This window comes from Polynucleobacter sp. AP-Ainpum-60-G11 (genome assembly GCF_018688375.1).
GTDB lineage: Bacteria > Pseudomonadota > Gammaproteobacteria > Burkholderiales > Burkholderiaceae > Polynucleobacter.
Genome location: NZ_CP061318.1, coordinates 221,811 through 239,310, shown reverse-complemented (window position 1 = coordinate 239,310; position 17,500 = coordinate 221,811). Strand labels below are relative to the sequence as shown.

Genomic DNA, 17,500 nt, shown 5'->3' with positions numbered 1-17,500 from the left:
AATGGGCCACCCCTAATTTCCCGCCACAATTGACATCACTGCCATGCGCACCGCAATTCCAAAGGTGACCTGATTCAGAATGACAGACTGAGGGCCATCTGCTACAGCGGAATCAATTTCTACGCCGCGATTCATTGGGCCTGGATGCATGACTATGGCGTCTGATTTAGCTAATGCCAAACGGCTAGGCGTTAGGCCATATTGCTTGAAGAAAGCATCGCCCTCTGGAACTTGTCCTGCTTCCATGCGTTCCTTCTGAATGCGCAATGTCATAACTACATCAACACCCTTTAGGCCCTCTTCCATGCTGTGGAAAACTTTCACCCCCAGCATATCTAAATCACCTGGCAAAAGACTTTCAGGCCCAATCGCACGAATATCTGTACAACCCAAAGTTCTCAATGCACAGATATTTGATTTTGCGACACGGCTGTGAACGATGTCACCAACAATGGCGACCTTCAGACCACTAAAGTCTTTCTTGAAGTGGCGCATCGTATACATATCCAGCAAGCCTTGAGTCGGATGTTGGTGGCTACCATCGCCGGCATTGACTACGTGGACATGCGCAGGAATATGTTGAGCGATCTCGATAGGCGCTCTGGAGACGCTATGACGCACTACAAAAATATCTGCCTGCATAGCTACTAAGTTATCAATCGTGTCTAAAAGACTTTCGCCTTTTGCAGTAGAAGATGTGGAGATATCTAAATTAATGACATCCGCTGATAACCGTTTAGCAGCAATCTCAAAAGTAGTACGAGTACGAGTAGAGTTTTCAAAGAACAGGTTGAAGACACTCTTGCCGCGAAGGAGTGGAACTTTTTTTACTTCTCGAGCAGGATCTGTCACGCTGACAAACTGTTGTGCGGTATCCAAAATATGCAGAATCTGTTCTTTTGGTAAACCCTCCAAAGTCAGTAAATGGGTTAACTCACCAGCTGCATTGAATTGGTTGACTGGGCTATTCGCTTGACTCATTCTGCGCGCTCCTCTAATTGGAAGCTGAACTTGCCAGCATCATCTTTTTCTAAAACTAATATTTGATTGTCGGGAACACTTACTTGTTCGCCCACAAAATCGGCTGAGATTGGCAACTCACGATTCTCACGATCCGCTAAAACCATCAACTCCACTTGTGCAGGTCTACCGAAATCAAACAACTCATTGAGTGCTGCACGAACCGTCCGGCCAGTCAGTAAAACATCATCGATCAAAATGACGTTTACGCCATTGACCTCAAAAGGAAGATGGGTAGACATCGTGCTGGCAGTGCGAAGCGCTGTCATACCCTTCTCAGCATAATCATCTCGATGAAACGCAACATTAATGACACCAAAGTGGGGAAGCTTTAAATCTGCAGCTAAACGTTCCGCAATCCAGGCCCCGCCCATTGCAAGGCCAGCCAACTCAAATGAATCGCCAGCCTTTTGGCGCTGACTCAAAGTCTCCAGTAATTTTAGATAGGACTGCTCTGCATTCATCTCAACTAATCCAATTCTTTTCAAGGAAATACTGCTCCAAAATCAAGGCCGCAGACTCGGCATCCAAATTGTCTCGCATATCGGGATCACCCTCTAAAACGACAGAGGTATAGCGCTCATCGACCCACTCCACCGGCAACTGAAAGCGTCCATGCAACTGATTACCAAAGCGGCGAGCCTTGGCACTCATTTCATGCTCGGTACCATCAGGATGGCACGGCAGTCCCACCACCAACCGATTTGGTTGCCACTCTTTGATGAGGGCCTGAATAGCCTTAAATCGCACATCCTCAGATGGCTCCTCAATAACCCTCAAGGGCTGGCCAGCCTTAGTCAGAGTATTGCCAACGGCAACACCAATGCGCCGCGTCCCGAAGTCAAAAGCCATGACCGTCAGCTCTACGCTCTTCTTAGCGCCCTCAGGCATGCCCTGCCTCACCCGATAAATGAGAGGGGTCAAATCCCAAAAGTCCCATAGTCCGCTCATAGCGCTGGCTGGAGGGCGTATTAAAAATAATCTCAACCATTTGCTTCTGGGATAAGGGGACATTGATCCAGCCATTGAGGGTAATCTCCTCCTCAAGCTGGCCTGCACTCCAGCCCGCATAACCCAAGGTCATTAAGAATTTACTGGGGCCAGAGCCGGCTGCCACCGCCTCAAGCACGTCCTTGGATGTCGTCATGGTCAATCCACCTGGAACGGCCAAGGAAGAACTGTAAGCTACCTCTGTGGTGGCCTCATGCAGAACAAAACCACGCTCGATTTGTACTGGACCACCAAAATAGACCGGTTGCTCAGATACTGGCTCAGCTTCCAGCTTGACCTCAATTTTTTCAAATAAGGCACCCATATCGAGTTCGGTCGGGCGATTAATCACCAAACCCATCGCACCTCGCTCGGTATGCTCAAAAAGATAGATTACTGAACCTGAGAAATTGGGATCGACCATCCCAGGCATGGCAATAAGGAATTGATTTGCTAAATGATCAGCAGAATAAGCAATTGAGGACCCAGCAGCAAAAGCTTGGGAAGTCTGGTCGGGTGTTGTAGCTTGACCCACAGGGGCTTTTTTAGCCATGTTCATATAAGGTTTTATTTTACAGAAATTCCTACGTATTCAAGCACTTTTAGTCAATAAGCCATAAGATGTTGCCTATGCAAAAAGCTCTCGTTTGGCTCCGTCGTGACCTGCGTCTCTATGACAATGCCGCCCTTCATCACGCCCTGAAAAATAATGGCCAAGTTTGGCTAGCGTTTATCTTCGATACCGATATTCTGGATCCGCTGAAAGCGGAAGATCTAGATGCAAGCGGCCTTAAACATGATCGGCGCGTGGACTTTATTTGGCAAGGTCTCAAGCAAATCGATGAGCAACTACAAAAACAAGGTGGCGGACTAATTGTTCAGTTTGGTAAGCCCACTACTTGCATTCCCAAAATTGCGGAGGTTTTGGGCGTCAATACCGTTTACACCAATCATGACTATGAACCATCGGCTATCGCCCGCGATGCATCTGTAGCGAGATCACTAGAGAAACTTGGTATTGAATTGGAGACCTTCAAGGATCAAGTGATTTTTGAGAAAAAAGAAATTCTCACCAACTCCAATACGGTGTTCTCCATCTTCACGCCCTATAAAAATAATTGGCTTAAGACGCTGCAGGAAAAGGATATTGCTGCTTATGATTGCGATGCAAAAAAAGGTCAGTTAGCCGCCATCCCAAAATCATTAGAGGCGCCCTTTCCATCCCTAGAGTCTATGGGCTTTAGCTCGACTGGTATTGAAACTTATCTCCCACCAGGATCTGAGGGCGGGCAGAGTTTCTTGGAAGACTTCCTCCACCGCATTGATCAATACCAAATTGGCAGAGACTTCCCCGCGATCAAAGGTGTGAGCTATCTCTCCACCCACTTACGTTTTGGCATGCTATCCATTCGGGGCTTAGTTCGTGAAGCACACCGCCGGATGCTGGCAGGCAGCATGGGCGCAACGATCTGGTTAAGCGAACTGATCTGGCGTGATTTTTATTTCATGATCCTGGCTAATCATCCACGCCTCGCTGAGGGTGCAGCCTTCAAACCAGACTATGACAATATCGAATGGGAAAGTGGTGCCACTGCTAAGAAATTATTTAAAGCCTGGTGTGATGGAAAAACAGGTTACCCCTTAGTCGATGCGGCTATGTGTCAGCTCAACCAAAGTGGCTATATGCATAATCGCCTACGTATGGTAGTTGCCAGCTTCCTCACCAAAGACCTAGGAATCGATTGGCGCTGGGGTGAAATGTATTTTGCAAAGCATCTTAACGACTTCGAACTTTCATCCAATAATGGCGGCTGGCAATGGGCATCATCTTCAGGATGCGATGCGCAACCCTACTTCCGCATCTTTAACCCTATCACCCAGTCGCAAAAGTTTGATCCTGAGGGAAAATTTATCCGCCGCTACTTGCCTCAATTAGACAAGCTCTCCAAGAAATCGATTCATGCGCCTTGGGAAGCTGGTCATATTGAGTTGGAAGCGGCTGGCATTCTTTTGGGGCGTGACTATCCGCTACCAGTTGTTAATCACGACGAAGCGCGCAAAAAAACCTTAGTGCGCTACAGCGTAGTTAAAAAAGTGACTTCTGAGGATTCCGCAACTTAATTGCGGGCCTTAGTTCGTTCCGCTTTAAGATAGGGTATGAGCAAAATCTACGCCGTCGGTGATATTCAAGGATGTGCGCCTTCACTAAAGGCACTCGTCAAAAAACTCCCGACTCAGTCTAAGATGATTTTTTTGGGTGACCTAGTTAATCGAGGCCCTGACTCCCTCGGCACCCTACGCTACTTAAAGCAATTAGAAGAAGAGAAGCGCATCGAGTGCATTCTTGGAAATCATGACCTCCATTTACTCGCAGTAGATGCAGGCATTCGCAAAACCAAGGGGCTCGATACTGTGCAACCCATCCTAGATGCGCCCGATAGAGCCGAATTAATTCATTGGTTGCGCCAGCGACCCATGGCATTAAGTGATGGCAAGGTATTGACCGTTCATGCAGGCGTCGTGCCTCAATGGGATCTGCAACAAACGATTGAGTGCGCGCAAGAGGTAGAAAAAGCGCTTCGCAAAAAATCCTATAAAGATTTTTTAGCAAATATGTATGGCAACACTCCCAATAAATGGAGCGGCTCCCTTAAGGGCTATGAGCGTTTACGCGTCATTACCAATGCGCTAACTCGTATTCGTTTTTGCACTCCAGCGGGCACCATGGAGTTTGAAAGCAAAGAAGGTTTTGAAGATGGGCCAAAGGGCTACACCCCTTGGTTCAAAGCTCCTAAGAGAAAAACGCAGGAGTCTCTAATTTATTTTGGGCACTGGTCAACCCTAGGTCTACTCCGACATGAGAATGTCATTGGGCTAGATACGGGTTGTGTGTGGGGTGGCAAGCTGACTGCTATGGAAATTCCAGAATCAGGCAAACCCAGTAAAGGGCTAGAAATTATCCAAGTAGATGGTTACGACCATCCACTCAGAATGTAAGCCTTACTAGTTCCTCTTATAGCTTTTTAAATGCAATTTTCGCTGCAGCAATAATCTCATCAACCACGGCGTTGTCGTGCTCAATAGAAGTAAATCCAGCTTCATAAGCAGAAGGTGCTAAGTACACCCCTTGATCGAGCATCAAGTGGAAGAATTTCTTAAACGCTTCGATATCGGTTTTCGTCACTGCTTCAAAAGAAGTTGGGACTTCATTGGCAAAGTAAAAGCCGAACATGCCACCAACACTATCAACAGCAAATGGCACACCTGCTTCATCCGCAGCTAACTTTAAGCCAGCCATCAATTTTTCAGTTTGACCTGTCAGACACTCATAGAAACCTTCTCTAGAAATAATCTCCAAAGTCTTTAAGCCTGCAGCTACGGCTACCGGATTGCCTGATAAGGTACCCGCCTGATAAACGTTACCCAGCGGAGCTAACTTAGACATAATTTCTTTTTTACCGCCAAAGGCAGCCATCGGCATACCGCCGCCCATGACCTTGCCAAGACAGGTAAGGTCAGGAACGATGCCCTGCAATGATTGAGCACCACCTAAAGCAACCCTAAAGCCCGTCATCACTTCATCGTAAATTAATACGCTGCCATGTTGGCTAGTTAGCTGACGTAGTGTCGATAAAAATTCTTTTGAGGGCTTAATCAGATTCATGTTGCCGGCAATCGGCTCAATAATGACTGCCGCAATCTGATCTCCCTGCTTATCAAACACTTCTTTCAGCGCTGCCACATCGTTGTATGGCAATACCAAAGTATGCTTTACTAGATCATGTGGCACACCACCAGATGAAGGTGCATTTTGAGTTGAATCTGCGAAAGTCAAAAGACCAGATCCGGCCTTCACTAAAAGACTATCAGCATGGCCGTGGTAACAACCCTCAAATTTAATAATGAGATCACGTCCCGTGTAGCCACGTGCAAGACGTAAAGCGCTCATGGTAGCTTCGGTTCCACTCGAGACCATACGAACTTGCTCAATACTAGGAACCAACTGACAAATACGTTCCGCTAACTCAATTTCGCCTTCGGTAGGAGCTCCGTAGCTAAAGCTAGTTTCTGCTGCCCGCTTTACTGCATCAACCACTTCTGGATTCGCATGGCCCGCAATCATCGGGCCCCAAGACATAATCAAATCAATATAGCGCGTGCCTTCAACATCCCAAAAATAAGGGCCTTTAGCCTTAGCAACAAAACGAGGTGTACCACCCACCTGACGAAAAGCGCGTACTGGCGAGTTCACCCCACCCGGAATAGTCTTTTGCGCACGCTCAAATAAAATGTCGTTTTGTCCCAAGATGCTGCCCTGCTTTCGCTAAAGTATTTTTAGTAATTAGTTGATTTAGAGCGATTAGATCGCCATCATTTCAAAATCTTCTTTGCGTGCACCGCACTCAGGACAAGTCCAGTTCATGGGCACGTCTTTCCAAAGCGTTCCTGGCGCAATACCCTCTTCGGGTAGACCAGCAGCCTCGTCATAAACCCAACCGCAAATTAAACACATATATGTTTTAAATTCCATTGCCGTCTTCCTTATCTATATTTTTATTTTAAATCTGCTACAGCATCGCGTTTTTGATGCATCTCAAACTTAAATAACCTACATTCCAGCGGACCATTAAATAAAGGGGTGCGCTTAGACTCCTTGATGCGCAACTGCCCTGGTAAGGCCATATCTGACGTGAGCACAAAGACATTCCAACCACCAAAAGCATCCTTGAGGTGCTGACCAAATTGCCTTAAGAACTCGACAAATTTTGGATCCTGATCTTCTTGAGCTTGCAACTTTTTGAGAGATTCACGGCTAGAGCGTTTAGCGCTCTGACGGCCCGTTTCCAAATTAAACGCATAGCGGTCCTCTGGCTCTTCAGCCTGCTCGTAGGAGTCTTGCTCCATATCGCCGCCTGCAGTGCGATCCTGACCTCGGCCACCCTTAATTACTAAGCGCTCACCATATGGGGGGTTCAAGAGCATCACGCCATCTTGAGCATTTGCAGGGGGCTTACTAGCCAAAGCATCAATCTGGCGCGTCACCGGCAGGCCAGGCAATTGAGCACGCTGCCAATTACCTTTAAACATCGCCACTAGGCGCTCATTAATATCACCGCCACTAATTCCCAAAGACTCTGAATCTGGGAACTGTTTGCGCTTTTCCATCATTTCAGCGTGTGCAGCGTCTTTCAGAGAGCCCCAGCGCTTTTGCTCTGCAGCCTCGTTAAACGGCTTGAGTCGCTGAAATCCAAATCCATGAGCTGAAGTGACCAATGGACGGTAAGCCAAGCGACTTGGCTTTGCATCGTCGCCATACATTCCCGCCCGAATGGCTCCTGGAGGAATGGCCAAAGCCATCTGTGCAGCTTCAATCAAAAAGGTTCCACTACCGCACATCGGATCAAATAAGGTTTGCGAAGGTTTCCAGCCAGTAATTGACAGAATTCCAGCTGCGAGATTTTCTTTTAAGGGTGCATCACCTTTTTCATCACGCCAGCCGCGTTTAAATAAGGCCTCACCAGAAGTATCCAAATAAATCGTGGCATGCGTTGCAGTCAGATGCGCTTGCACTCGTACATCCGGAAACGCAGTATCAATACTAGGGCGGTCACCGGTTACATCACGCAAGCGATCCACAATCGCATCCTTAATCTTCAGGGTCGCGAAATTCAAGCTCTTGAGTGGAGAGCGATGTGCCGTCACGTCCACCCGCAAAGTTTGCTTAGAAGAAAACCACTCTTCCCAAGCCAAGCCACTACCCAGCTTATATAAATCTTCTTCCTGGCGATATGGCGATTCCGCCATCTGCAGCAAGACTCGACTTGCAATGCGTGAATGCAAGTTCAAAGCCATCGCAGCAGAAATTGGTGCCGCTAGTCCTACTCCACCAGTTGGACTAGTAGGCGTCGGATCAATCACCCAAGCGCCCAAGGCCTTACAGTCGGGGCGTTGCGCAATACTTGCTAGCTCTTGTGCAAGAGGCACTTCCAATCCACCTGGACAAACAACAAAAAATCTCATGAGGCTAGCAATCTAAAAAAGGGGGAGGTAAAAAAATAGTAAGAAGAATTAAACAATTGGTCGAGGATCAGCCTTAAGGCTTAATGACCACCAAGGCTGTCACAACCAATAAAAGAATCACTGGCACCTCGTTAAACCAACGGAACCAAACTCCCGAACGGGGATTAAGGCCATTGCGAAACTTCTTCAGCAAACTCCAGCATGCATGGTGATACCCAATGACTAGGATGACAAAGAACATCTTGGCATGCATCCAAACCTCGCCAGCGCCAATCTTGAAATACAACCAAAGTGTCAGCCCCAACAATACTGCCGGTACCGCCAAAATTGTCATAAAACGAAAGAGTCGATCAGCCATACCGAGAAGCCGCGCATACACATCAGGATTTTTCTCATCCGCCAAATTGACAAAAATACGTGGCAGATAAAACAGGCCTGCGAACCAAGAGGCAATCAAGATAATATGAAAGGTCTTGGTCCATAAATATGCATTGCCCATGATGAATAATTTCCGTTCTGTTTTGAGGCTAGATTAAGTACGTATCTCGCCATGACCCATGACGATGTATTTGAGAGAAGTCAGGCCATCTAAGCCTACAGGGCCACGGGCATGTAATTTGTCATTGGAAATACCAATCTCTGCGCCTAGACCGTATTCAAAGCCATCTGCAAAACGGGTGCTGGCATTGACCATCACGCTGGCACTATCGACCTCACGCAAGAAGCGATTAGCTTGCGCTTGATTACCAGTAATGATGGCATCGGTATGTTTGCTGCCGTATTGCTCGATATGACCCATTGCCTCATCCATATCGGCAACAGTCTTAATCGATAAGATTGGTGCCAAATATTCTGTTTGCCAGTCTTCTTCAACTGCATTGACTAGATTTTTGAATCCTGCAGCCTCTAAAGTATTACGTGTAAGAGCATCAACACGCAACTCCACACCCTTGTCTTGGTAGATTTTGCATAGAGCTGGCAACACTTGCGGGGCGATGGTTTTATTAACTAAGAGTGTTTCCATCGCATTGCAAGGGGCATAGCGTTGGGTCTTGGCGTTGTCGCAAACCTTAATCGCCATTGCGATATCTGCGTCAGCATCAATATAGGTATGGCAGATGCCGTCCAAATGCTTAATCATCGGCACGCGTGCTTCTGCCATCAAGCGGGCAATCAAACTCTTGCCGCCACGAGGTACGATCACATCAATATATTCAGTCATGGTGATCATCTCACCAACAGCGGCACGATCTGTTGTTGTCACAACCTGCACCGCATCCATTGGCAAACTAGCAGCGTCCAAACCTTCTTGAATCAACTGTGCCAATAAGGCATTCGAATCAATTGCCTCTGAGCCACCACGCAAAATTACCGCATTACCTGACTTCAAGCAAAGCGCGGCTGCATCAATGGTCACATTAGGACGAGACTCATAGATAATGCCAATCACACCGAGTGGGACACGCATTTGACCGAGTTCAATACCAGATGCCTGTTTTTGCAAGGCTGTAATTTTCCCAATCGGATCTTCCAGGGAAACAATTTGCTCCAAACCCAAGGCCATAGATTCAATCGTCTTTGGTGTCATGGTGAGACGATCAATAAACGCCGCATCTTGACCATTAGTTTTTGCACGAGCAACATCAAGCGCATTCACACGCTGAATTTCTTCAGAGCGCGCTCGAACCAACTTCGCGATATGCAATAAGGCCTGATTTTTCTGTTCGCTAGATGCCCGCGCCATTGCGCGTGAAGTCTGACGAGCACGTCGGCCAATATCTTGCATCATGTGCCGAATAGTATTTGTTGAATTACTCATATCTATATTGTGTCTAAATTAATATTGTTTTATCTAAGTTTCAATCTTCACCCTAGATTCATCTAGCGCAATAAATTACCCACCAAACGCAAGCCATCCCAAGGATCTGCTGGCAATTCAGCCGCATGCAAACCCTTGGCCTGCCGATCTAAGCCTGCAGCCACCTGCATCGCTCTGCGCAACTTCAAAGGTTGCACCCGTTTTAGGGCCATAGGATATAAACGCTCTTTATTGCCCCAGATGCGATTGGCACGCATTAAATTCTGAACCGACTCTCCTGCATCACTCGCTGCCTTCAGTTTCGATAGTATCCGAAGCTCTTCCGTTACGCTCCATAGAATCAAGACCAAAGGCTCGCCCTCACCTTTGAGGCCATCTAGCATGCGATTGAGGCGAGGCAGATCACCAGCCAACATTGCTTCCGTTAATTCAAAGACGTTATAGCGAGCCACCTTCAAAATAGCTGACCGAATTTGCTCTTCCGTCAGTACGCCAGCAGGATGCAACAAACCCAACTTCTGAATCTCTTGATGAGCAGCGATAAGGTTACCCTCCACTTGCTCAGCAATAAAAGCTAAGGCGCGCTGCCCATCTGGACCTGACTGCACCTCTTGCCCCTGCTTCTTAAGTCGTCCCGCAATCCATTGCGGCAATTGCGTGCGATCCAAGGAATCTAATTGAATCGCCATGCCCGCTTCATCTAAAGCGCTAAACCAGGCAGAGGTTTTGGTCTTTCCATCCAATTTGGGCAGGATGATGCAAAAAATGGTGTCCGGTCCGCCTGGCCCCACCATCTGAGAATCAATTTGGGCAGCGAACTGTTTGAGCGCATCAGCACCATCACGACCAGGCTTACCTGTTGGTATACGTAACTCTACCCAGCGCTTATCTCCAAACAAAGACATGGTTTGACCGGCACTTAACAAAGCGCTCCAATCAAACCCACGCTCTTGCAATAAGACTTCACGATCGGTGTAACCCATTTTTTTCGCAGTGGCACGTAATTGATCCATCGCCTCCATCATGAGGAGAGGCTCATCACCACTAAATATGTACAGGGGCTTTAATGAAGCGGCTGAATTAAGCGACTTCAAGTGAGTCTGTAGGGCATCGCTCTTAACCATGCGATTCGATCGTCATTCTTTAAAAACTTTTAGCCCGCGGTGCTCGAGCAGAAGCAGAAATACGACGCAAAATCTGCACCGCAAGATCTCGACGCATCAAAGATAAAAATTGCTGCATTTGGACATCGGTCGCCAAAACGGTAGATACCGAGAAGTCCATGTCTCGAGTCATGTAGATTTCAGCTTCAGGTACGACGTCAGCTCCAGCATTGTCATAAGCCCTAAAACCAACGCGAATACTTAAACGGTAAGCAGAGACTTGACCATTCGAGTTATAGGCCAAGATCTCACGACCATCGAGATCGCTGGTAATTTCTAAAATGAGATCGGCATCTTTAGGGTTGATAGCCACCTTAGCATTGGTACCAGTCAAAATAGCTGTCTGCAGATCCGCTCTCAGAGGTGGTGATGGACTGCCTGTAATTGCGATTACCTTGAATGGCAAATCGACCATGCCACGCAAACGATAGCCACAGGCAATCAAACCACTGACTGGAGCCAAGGCCAGAAACCCAAGCATGGTACGTCGAAGGTGATTTACGCGCATGTGTTTAGTTTCTATCCAAAGTAATTTGCAACGACCTAGGCAACAATATTAATTAAGCGACCCGGCACCACAATCACTTTTTTAGGAGCTGCGCCATTTAATGCTTTTACAGCAGGCTCACTTTGTAATGCCAAGGTCTCAATTTGCTCTTTAGTGGCATCCGCAGGTACACGGATATCACCACGCAACTTGCCATTGATTTGCAACATGATGGTCAACTCAGTTTGAATTAGCGCAGTCTCGTCTACTACGGGCCATGGTGCATCCAATAGACTGCCAAAAGATAGAACGCAACCAATCTCATTCCAGAGGGCATGCGTTAAGTGAGGCACGACTGGGTAAAGCACCCGAATCAAAATACTGATGCACTCACGCAATACGGCGGGTCGGACTACAGTCTTATCACCTAATTTCACAGGCTCTAAGACATTCAACATCTTCATTGCCGCAGAAACTACGGTGTTGTACTGACGACGTTGATAGTCAAAGTTAGCCTGCTTCAGAATGGTATGCACTTCACGTCGCAATTCTTTTTCAGCATCATTTAAATCGTTTGGCAACGCCTCACTAGCCGCACGGATTGCATCAGCCTGACTGCTGGAATACATCCATACGCGACGCAAGAAACGTGATGCACCTTCTACGCCGGCACTAGACCACTCGAGTTGCTGCTCAGGGGGAGCAGCAAACATCACAAATAAACGCGCAGTATCTGCACCATATTGATCAATTAATGCCTGGGGATCAACGCCATTATTTTTACTCTTAGACATCTTCTCAACGCCACCAATAATGACTGGTGCGCCAGAAGTATCGCCTTTCAGCTTAGCGCTTTGAGGACGGCCTTTTTCATCGAGCTCAAGCTCTACATCCAAAGGGTTTAACCAAGTTTTTTTGCCAGATGCTTCTTCAGAGTAATAAGTCTCATTGAGCACCATGCCTTGCGTCAGCAAGTTTTGAAACGGCTCATCAAAAGTAATGAGATTGAGATCTCGCATGACCTTAGTCCAGAAGCGTGCATAGAGCAAATGCAAAATCGCATGCTCAATGCCACCAATGTACTGATCCATTGGCATCCAGTATTCATTACGCTCATCGACCATAGTCTTCGCATCTGGACCGGTGTAACGCATGAAATACCAAGAAGAATCCACGAAGGTATCCATAGTGTCAGTCTCACGACGTGCAGGCTTGCCACATTTTGGACATTTCACATTCAGGAAATCAGCACGCTTATTGAGCGGATTGCCACTACCATCTGGCACACAATCTTCCGGCAACACTACCGGCAAATCTGCTTCAGGAACTGGCACGGCGCCACAACCTGGGTTCTGCTCATCGCCACAATGAATAATCGGAATTGGTGTACCCCAATAACGCTGACGAGAAATACCCCAATCACGCAAACGGTATGTGGTTTTGATTTCACCAATACCCATCTTTGCCAAATCTTGAGATACTGCATCAACCGCCTCCTCATGCGATAGGCCGTCGTACTTACCGCTGTTTAAGCAAACAACATCATCCTTCTGGGCATACCAATCTTGCCAATGGCTAGTATTGAACATGTCTGAAGGAGCGCGAAGGGCAATCACCTGCTTAATTGGTAAGTCATATTTGAGGGCAAAGGCAAAGTCACGCTCATCATGCGCAGGAACACCCATGACAGCGCCATCGCCGTAAGACATCAAAACATAGTTGCCCACCCAGACTGGCACTGGCTCATTAGTCAGCGGGTGCGTCACATACAAACCTGTGAACATGCCTACTTTCTCTTGAGTAGCGAGATCTGCTTCAATCACACTACCCGTTTTACATTTCTCAATAAATGCAGATAACTCAGGATTATTGGCGGCCGCCAATGTTGCTAATGGGTGCTCAGCAGCAACTGCACAGAATGTAACGCCCATGATGGTGTCTGCACGCGTTGTAAATACATACAAATGGCCATCTTGAACAAAATTGCCATGTGCATCTTGGATCTCATGCTTGAACGCAAAACGTACACCACGACTTTTACCAATCCAGTTTTGCTGCATGGTCTTGACGCGCTCTGGCCAACCCAAACCATCTAAACCAGAAAGTAATTGCTCTGCATAGGCAGTGATATTGAAGTAATAGCCAGGGATTTCACGCTTTTCTACCAAAGCGCCTGAGCGCCAGCCGCGTCCATCAATCACCTGCTCATTTGCCAATACGGTTTGATCGATGGGATCCCAATTGACGACTTGAGTCTTGCGATAAGCAATACCCTTTTCAAGCATCTTCAAAAAGAGCCATTGGTTCCATCGATAGTAATCAGGGCTACAAGTAGCAACTTCGCGCGACCAATCAATTGCTAGACCCATCGCCGCCATTTGCTTTTTCATGTAAGCAATGTTGTCGTAGGTCCATTTAGCTGGTGGCACTTTATTCTGAATCGCTGCATTTTCAGCGGGCATACCAAACGCATCCCAGCCCATTGGCATGAGTACGTTATAGCCCTGCATGCGCAGTTGTCGCGCCATCACATCGTTGATGGTGTAGTTACGAACGTGACCCATATGCAACTTACCGGATGGGTAAGGCAGCATGGAGCAAGCGTAGTATTTTGGTCTTGGCTTGCCAGAAGCATCAACTGCGTTCTCAGCTACCTTGTAAGCTTGCGCGCTTTCCCAATCAGCGCGTGCTGCAGCTTCAATACTGCGGTGATCGTAATCCTTACTCATTCAGTACAACTCTTTTCTTCTATTCTGTTTTACTTAATTACTTACGTAGGCCAAGAACATCTTGCATGTCATACAAACCAGAGTTTTGACCTTGTAAGAAGCGTGCAGCGCGCAATGAACCTTGCGCATAAGACTGGCGGCTAGAAGACTTATGGCTAATCTCAATGCGCTCGCCCTCGCCTGCAAATAAGACAGTGTGATCACCCACAATATCTCCACCACGAATAGTGGCAAAACCAATCGATCCTGCTTTACGCTCACCGGTATGACCTTCGCGGGCATACACAGCAACATCATCTAACTTCTCACCAAGTGCATCTGCAATCACCTCACCCATTCTTAGTGCAGTGCCGGATGGGGCATCTACTTTATGGCGATGGTGGGCTTCAACAATTTCAATGTCGTAACCTTCGTTCAACATCTTGGCAGCAATTTCTAATAATTTGAATGTGGCATTCACACCCACACTCATGTTTGGCGCAAATACGATGGCTAAACTTGTAGACGCTTTCTTCAGGCTATCGATTTGCTCTGGGCTAAGACCAGTAGTACCAATAATCATTTTGCTGCCAGTCTTTTGCGCAACAGCTAAATGGGCTATCGTGCCTTCTGGTCGAGTGAAGTCAATTAAGAATTCAGCGCCACTCAAAGCCCTGGCAATATCGGATGTAATAGCTACGCCAGTTTTTTTACCCAAGAACGCACCAGCATCTTCACCTAGTAACAGGCAAGACTCATGCTCTAAGGCGCCAACCAACTCAGCATCTGAGCAATTGAGTACAGCCTCGATTAACATTTTTCCCATGCGGCCGGTTGCACCAGCAATTGCAATTTTCATCATTTATATCTTCGTTTCTTATTCAAGGTTGTCGAAAAAACCACTCGACATCAACACAACTTTATCTTTACTTCGCTTCAGTAGCCTGCGGAATATTGAGGGCGCCTGGACCTAAGGGTTGAGGATCAGGCTGGGCATCTGGTGATTTTTTTGAAAAGCTAAAAAAGTCCCAAAAAGAACTGCTAGCAGGGGCCGCAGGCACAGGCGTTCCAGCCGGCAAATTATTGGTTGGGCTAGGCACCAGTATCTCTGGCTGTTGCAAAGGCGGAGTTACTGGGGGCTTATTCGAGCCAGTCATGACGTCCCAGAATGAACGCTTAGTTTTTGCATAGCCATCAATCTCGGCAACTAACTCCACTTCCGTTGGTAAGGCGTCACCCTGGAACTTCACTAATTTATCGCCTTCGAAAAATACGGTGACACGACGCTCTTTACTCATTTGCTGGCCAGCGCGTTTGAATTCAAAAACGTAGTCCCAGCGATTGGCATGGAAATAACTAGCCAGTAAAGGTGTTCCCAAAATTTGACGGACTTGTTCGCGACTTTGGCCCACTGAGAGCTTGGCGTATTGCTCGCTAGAAATAAAGTTGCCTTGCACCACATCGGGAACATAAGGTCTAAAGACTTTATTCATCCAGGCGCGTTGCGTGTCATCAACGGCGCTGGTGCAGCCTGTAGCGATCATTACTGAACTCACAGCAACAATAACCAGCCCTGATCGAGCAAGGTCAAGAGCCCCAAAAATGGAGTTCAGTAGACGGGTAAACAGTTGAGGGCAATTTTGCATGGCAGGCCGTATCATTAAGACATTGATTTTAGCTCCCAAACCCATGAATATGAACCAAAATCCGACTCCAGCAGATTTACGCGACATTGGCCTCAAGGCGACTGGTCCACGCATGAAAATCTTGGACTTTTTTCATCAAAATAGTGGTACCCACTTTAGCGCCGAAGACATCTTTATGGCCTTAGCTAAGGATGACAAAGAAATTGGTTTAGCCACGGTATATCGGGTACTCACCCAGTTTGAACAAGCAGGGCTCTTGCTCCGCAGTCATTTTGAGTCAAGTAAAGGTGATGGAAGAGCTATTTATGAGCTCAATGAGGGTCAACACCATGATCATTTGGTTTGCCTAGATTGCGGTCATGTTGAAGAGTTTGTTGACGAAGCAATTGAGAAAAGACAGCGCGATATTGCCAAAAACCTGGGTTTTAAGCTTCAGGAGCACTCTTTAGCGATGTATGGCCACTGCCAAAAGAAGAATTGTCGCAATAAGCCAAAATCCTAATTAAGGAAGATAAGTAAAGATAATGAATAAGACCTCAATTGAGGTCTTTTTTACATAAAAAATAAGATTTTAAGCTCTTTTAGCCGTAAAGCCTGATTAATTACTTACTTTACAGCCATCAATGCTTCCGCAGCATTGAGCATTTGGACTGAATAGCCCCACTCGTTGTCATACCAAGCCAAGACTTTGACCAGCTTGCCATCTGCTGATACGCGAGTCTGAGAGGCGTCATAAATACTTGGGCGTGGATCATGATTAAAGTCGATGGAAACCAAAGGCAAGGTATTGAAACCCAAAATACCCTTCAATTCGCCCTCACTTGCTGTTTTGAGGATGGAATTGACTTCGTCTACGCTAGTAGTGCGGCTGGCAGCAAAGGTCAAATCCACAACAGAAACGTTAATGACGGGTACGCGCATTGCAAAACCATCGAAGCGCCCTGCTAAGGCTGGCAATACCAAGCCAACCGCTTTTGCAGCGCCTGTCTTTGTTGGAATCATGCTGGTTACAGCAGAACGTGCACGGCGCATATCCTTGTGATACACGTCAGTCAGAACCTGATCATTAGTAAAGGCATGGATCGTAGTCATTAAGCCAGACTCGATACCGATCTTTTCTAGCAATGGTTTAACTAGCGGAGCTAAGCAGTTGGTTGTGCAGCTTGCGTTAGAAACCACGACGTCGCCTGGTTTAAGAACTTGCTGATTTACACCGTAAACGATTGTGGCATCCACATCTTTTTCACCGGGAGCGGAGATCAATACCTTTTTCGCGCCCTGAGCAATATGCACCATGGCTTTTTCTTTTGAGGTGAATTTGCCAGAGCATTCAAGTACTAAGTCCACACCCAACTCACCCCATGGAGTTTCTAAAGGATTGCGGGTAGAGAACATTTTGATGCGATCACCATTGACTACCATGCAATCGCCATCCACTTTTACTTCAGCAGGAAAACGGCCATGCGCAGAATCATATTGGGTCAGGTGTGCATTGATGTCGATATCGCCCATGGCATTAATTGCAACGATTTTGATATCACGTCTTGGCTTACCATTGTCTTGATCTTCATACAAAGCACGTAAGACCATGCGACCAATACGACCATAACCGTTAATTGCGACACGAATTGTCATTCCATTCCCCT

At 47.0% G+C, this 17,500-nt stretch carries 18 protein-coding genes; 3 read left to right on the top strand and 15 right to left on the bottom strand.

Going from position 1 to position 17,500, the window contains the following annotated elements; all coding sequences use genetic code 11:
• Positions 1–12: 12 nt before the first annotated feature.
• Genes FD971_RS01270 through FD971_RS01255 form a run of 4 tightly spaced genes read right to left on the bottom strand, consistent with a single transcriptional unit; the run spans position 13 to position 2,488 of the window.
• The gene (locus tag FD971_RS01270) at positions 13–981 is read right to left on the bottom strand and encodes an aspartate carbamoyltransferase catalytic subunit (protein WP_215334301.1); all 969 of its coding nucleotides are present in this window, start codon (positions 979–981) and stop codon (positions 13–15) included.
• Positions 978–1,484, bottom strand: a complete 507-nt coding sequence (gene pyrR, locus FD971_RS01265) for a bifunctional pyr operon transcriptional regulator/uracil phosphoribosyltransferase PyrR (protein ID WP_215334300.1) — start codon at positions 1,482–1,484, stop codon at positions 978–980. The genes FD971_RS01270 and pyrR overlap by 4 nt, the downstream gene beginning before the upstream one ends.
• Position 1,485: 1 nt before the next feature.
• The gene (gene ruvX, locus FD971_RS01260; protein WP_215334299.1) at positions 1,486–1,911 is read right to left on the bottom strand and encodes a Holliday junction resolvase RuvX; all 426 of its coding nucleotides are present in this window, start codon (positions 1,909–1,911) and stop codon (positions 1,486–1,488) included.
• Positions 1,904–2,488, bottom strand: coding sequence for a YqgE/AlgH family protein (locus FD971_RS01255; RefSeq protein ID WP_215335096.1), 585 nt, complete (start codon positions 2,486–2,488; stop codon positions 1,904–1,906). Before FD971_RS01255 ends, ruvX begins: the two co-directional genes overlap by 8 nt.
• Positions 2,489–2,640: 152 nt before the next feature.
• Between FD971_RS01255 and FD971_RS01250 the strand changes: the two genes are divergently transcribed.
• Positions 2,641–4,131 (top strand): deoxyribodipyrimidine photo-lyase, encoded by a 1,491-nt coding sequence (locus FD971_RS01250; protein ID WP_215334298.1) that lies wholly within the window; start codon positions 2,641–2,643, stop codon positions 4,129–4,131.
• A gap of 36 nt (positions 4,132–4,167) precedes the next feature.
• Complete coding sequence (locus FD971_RS01245) at positions 4,168–5,007, top strand: symmetrical bis(5'-nucleosyl)-tetraphosphatase (RefSeq protein ID WP_215334297.1); 840 nt, start codon at positions 4,168–4,170, stop codon at positions 5,005–5,007.
• 16 nt (positions 5,008–5,023) lie between these two features.
• Here FD971_RS01245 and hemL read toward each other — a convergent pair whose 3' ends face one another.
• The 10 genes from hemL to FD971_RS01195 all read right to left on the bottom strand — a co-directional run bounded on the left by hemL (position 5,024) and on the right by FD971_RS01195 (position 15,854).
• Positions 5,024–6,316 (bottom strand): glutamate-1-semialdehyde 2,1-aminomutase, encoded by a 1,293-nt coding sequence (gene hemL / locus FD971_RS01240; protein ID WP_215334296.1) that lies wholly within the window; start codon positions 6,314–6,316, stop codon positions 5,024–5,026.
• A gap of 54 nt (positions 6,317–6,370) precedes the next feature.
• Positions 6,371–6,541 (bottom strand): rubredoxin, encoded by a 171-nt coding sequence (locus FD971_RS01235; protein ID WP_011902084.1) that lies wholly within the window; start codon positions 6,539–6,541, stop codon positions 6,371–6,373.
• A gap of 23 nt (positions 6,542–6,564) precedes the next feature.
• Positions 6,565–8,031: a class I SAM-dependent RNA methyltransferase gene (locus tag FD971_RS01230; RefSeq protein ID WP_215334295.1), complete on the bottom strand. Its 1,467-nt coding sequence runs from the start codon at positions 8,029–8,031 to the stop codon at positions 6,565–6,567.
• Between the two features lie 73 nt (positions 8,032–8,104).
• On the bottom strand, positions 8,105–8,530 hold the full coding sequence (locus FD971_RS01225; RefSeq protein WP_215334294.1) for a CopD family protein: 426 nt from the start codon (positions 8,528–8,530) through the stop codon (positions 8,105–8,107).
• 33 nt (positions 8,531–8,563) lie between these two features.
• Positions 8,564–9,850, bottom strand: a complete 1,287-nt coding sequence (locus FD971_RS01220) for a glutamate-5-semialdehyde dehydrogenase (protein ID WP_215334293.1) — start codon at positions 9,848–9,850, stop codon at positions 8,564–8,566.
• Positions 9,851–9,912: 62 nt separating this feature from the next.
• Complete coding sequence (holA, locus tag FD971_RS01215; protein WP_215334292.1) at positions 9,913–10,974, bottom strand: DNA polymerase III subunit delta; 1,062 nt, start codon at positions 10,972–10,974, stop codon at positions 9,913–9,915.
• Positions 10,975–10,993: 19 nt separating this feature from the next.
• On the bottom strand, positions 10,994–11,521 hold the full coding sequence (gene lptE, locus FD971_RS01210; RefSeq protein ID WP_215334291.1) for an LPS assembly lipoprotein LptE: 528 nt from the start codon (positions 11,519–11,521) through the stop codon (positions 10,994–10,996).
• Between the two features lie 35 nt (positions 11,522–11,556).
• Entirely contained in the window at positions 11,557–14,229 is a 2,673-nt protein-coding gene (leuS, locus tag FD971_RS01205; protein ID WP_215334290.1) for a leucine--tRNA ligase, read from the bottom strand.
• Positions 14,230–14,266: 37 nt separating this feature from the next.
• Positions 14,267–15,067 (bottom strand): 4-hydroxy-tetrahydrodipicolinate reductase, encoded by an 801-nt coding sequence (gene dapB / locus FD971_RS01200; RefSeq protein ID WP_215335094.1) that lies wholly within the window; start codon positions 15,065–15,067, stop codon positions 14,267–14,269.
• Between the two features lie 67 nt (positions 15,068–15,134).
• A complete protein-coding gene (locus FD971_RS01195) occupies positions 15,135–15,854 on the bottom strand; it encodes an outer membrane protein assembly factor BamE (RefSeq protein ID WP_215334289.1) in 720 nt (239 codons plus the stop codon).
• 43 nt (positions 15,855–15,897) lie between these two features.
• Here FD971_RS01195 and fur point away from each other — a divergent pair, with 43 nt between their 5' ends.
• Entirely contained in the window at positions 15,898–16,356 is a 459-nt protein-coding gene (fur, locus tag FD971_RS01190; RefSeq protein ID WP_215335092.1) for a ferric iron uptake transcriptional regulator, read from the top strand.
• A gap of 104 nt (positions 16,357–16,460) precedes the next feature.
• On the opposite strand, the gene gap is transcribed toward fur, so the two are convergent.
• Entirely contained in the window at positions 16,461–17,489 is a 1,029-nt protein-coding gene (gap, locus tag FD971_RS01185) for a type I glyceraldehyde-3-phosphate dehydrogenase (RefSeq protein WP_215334288.1), read from the bottom strand.
• Between the last annotated feature and the right edge of the window lie 11 nt (positions 17,490–17,500).